The sequence below is a fragment of the Nocardia sp. NPDC060220 genome (genome assembly GCF_042727815.1).
In the GTDB taxonomy this organism is placed as follows: Bacteria; Actinomycetota; Actinomycetes; order Mycobacteriales; family Mycobacteriaceae; genus Nocardia.
On record NZ_JBHWZY010000960.1, the window covers coordinates 1 to 2,430 of the forward strand.

The following is a 2,430-nucleotide window of genomic DNA, read 5'->3' on the forward strand; positions in this document are numbered from 1 at the left end:
GACTCCTGGAGTGCGGCCAGCACCGCTTCCACTGCGGCGCGGTTGCCTTCGGCCAGGTCGCGACGGGTGAACCACAGCGACGGGTGGCTGAAGACCGAGGCGGTGTCGACCAGCGTGGTGAGCTCGGTGGCCGCCTCCACGTCCTGAAGACCGGGGTAGGTACCGACCCAGGCGTCGAGGTCACCGGCCAGCAGCGCGGCGCCGCCCCCGCGCACGTCGACATCGACCGGTTCGACGTCGGCCCAGCTGAGACCGGCCTGGTCGAGGGCGAACAGCAACAGGGTGGTCTGCCACGAGCCGTGCGCGATCCCGACCCGCTTGCCTTTCAGATCCGCGGCGGAGGTGATGCCGCTCGCCGCGGTCGCGACCAGCCTGCCGTTCTCCACACGCGGGCCCGAGATACCGAGATAGACGATGTCGCGCTGGTTGGCGAGCGCGGTGATCGGCGGGGTGAACCCGGTGCCGATGATGTCGTAGCCGCCCTCGGTGAACAACCAGTCCGAGTGTTCGCTCGGCAGCGCGGTGGTGGGATCGACACGCGCGGGCTGCGGCAGCGCACGCAGATCGACCCATTCGACCTCGGGCAGCGACCGTTCCAGGATCCCGCGATGACGCAGGACGAACAGCGAATTGTTGTGCGGGAAGTAGCCGACCCTGATACCACTCATCGCGCGTCTCCGATCAGGCCGAGACGACGGGCCTCGTCGGCCAGACCGCTGCGCTGCCACTGCACCGCGAGATTCGACGGATCGAATTCGACCGAGCCGCCGAGGGTTTCGGCGATCGCCTGATACTGCGCGCCCTCCTCGAGCAGCACGACGAACTTCGCCAGTTCCAGCAGACCGGCGCGACCGATCACGTTCGCGCCACCGTTGGCTTCGAAGATCGCGACCAGGTGCGGGTCGACCTCGAGGCGGCCGAGAATGAAATCGCCCGCACCGACCGTGCGGTCGATGTGCGGCGGGATCTCGCGCGACAAGGTGAGTCGCTGCGAGGCGGCGTAGCGAATCGGCAGGGTGCGGTGGGTCTGCGCCCAGCCGCCGAGCCATGGGGTGTGGATGTGGACGACGGAGGTGATCTCGGGGTGCGCGCGGAACACCTTCGCGTAACCGGTGACGAATCCGGCGGATCCCTTGCCGGACAGCACTTCTCCGTCGAAGGTGGCGACGACGGGCGCGACGGTCCGGTCGTCGGCCCACGGGCCCGGCTCGTTGAGAGCGACGGCGATCTCCTCGCCGGGTACGCGCTCGACGAAGTTGACGGTGCCGTTGCCGGTGACGGTGCCGGTCTCCCGGAATACCCGGAACGCGGTGTCGGCGTCGCGGGTGACCGCATCGACGAAGGCGGTGACGGCCTCCGGCAGGCGGGTTTCGGTGGTGGTCAAGGTAGCTCCTGCGTTATCGGGCCGTCGCGAGGACGGTGTCGGTGGACGGGGTGGTGAGCCGGGAACGGCCCAGCAGTGGCAGTACTTCCTCGCCGACCCGGTAGGCCTCTTCCAGGTGCGGGTTGCCCGCGAGGATGAAGGCGTCGACGCCGAGGTCGATCAGTTCGTCGAGCCGCTGGGCGACCTGCTCGTAGCTGCCGACCAGGCCGAAGGCCGGGCCGCCGCGGATCAGGCTGAATCCGCACCAGACGTTGGGCTGGACTTCCAGATCGCGATATCCGGTGATGGTTTCGGGCACCCAGCCCTTGATCCGGGCCGCCCCGACGGAGTCGCCCTGAGCGGCGCGGTTGGCGGCGTCGCGGTCGACGAAGGCCCAGCCCTTCTCGATCTCGGCCCAGGCCGCTTCCTCGGTGTGGCGGGCGACGATGTCGATGCGGACCGCGAACTTCGGCGTGCGGCCGGTGGTTTCGGCGTTGCGGCGGACACCGTCGAACTTGGCGCGCAGGTCGGCGTAGGGCTCGAGCCAGGACAGGTAGTAGTCGGCGTGGCGGCCCGCCGCGGCGACGGCGGCACCCGAGGAGCCGGAGAAGTACACCTCGGGGAAAGGCTGTCCGGCCAGACCCGGTGGCAGTGCGGCGCCCTCGGTGCCGAAGAAACGGCCGTCGTGGTCGAAGGATTCGCCGTCCCAGACCCCGCGCAGCACGTCGAGGAATTCGCTCGTTCGCGCGTAGCGGTCGTCATGGGAAACCTTGTCGCCCCACCACAATTGGGCCGGTCCGCCGCCCCCGCTGATGATGTTGTAGACGAGTCGCCCGCCGGTGGCGCGTTGCAGACTCGCCGACATCCTGGCCGCCTGCACGGGATGGAGGAAGCCGGGCTGGAACGCCACCATGAAGCGGTAGGTGGTGGTCTCGGCGGCGAGTGCGGCGGCCACGGCCCACGGGTCGTCGGTCACCGGGAACGAGGGCAGCAGCCCGCCGAGGAAGCCCGCCGATTCCGAGGCCTTGGCGACCGCGGCGACATGGTCGAGATAGCTGTACTGATCG

General features: G+C 69.3%; 3 protein-coding genes. All 3 read right to left on the minus strand.

The window, feature by feature from the left end:
• A partial coding sequence (locus ACFWF3_RS32265; RefSeq protein WP_379317617.1) for an ABC transporter substrate-binding protein occupies positions 1-668 on the minus strand: 668 nt, incomplete at its 3' end.
• Positions 665-1,384 (minus strand): class II aldolase/adducin family protein, encoded by a 720-nt coding sequence (locus ACFWF3_RS32270; protein ID WP_378989958.1) that lies wholly within the window; start codon positions 1,382-1,384, stop codon positions 665-667. The genes ACFWF3_RS32265 and ACFWF3_RS32270, both read right to left, overlap by 4 nt.
• Positions 1,385-1,397: 13 nt before the next feature.
• Positions 1,398-2,430: LLM class flavin-dependent oxidoreductase (locus ACFWF3_RS32275; protein ID WP_379317619.1), on the minus strand; the 1,033-nt coding region annotated here is incomplete at its 5' end.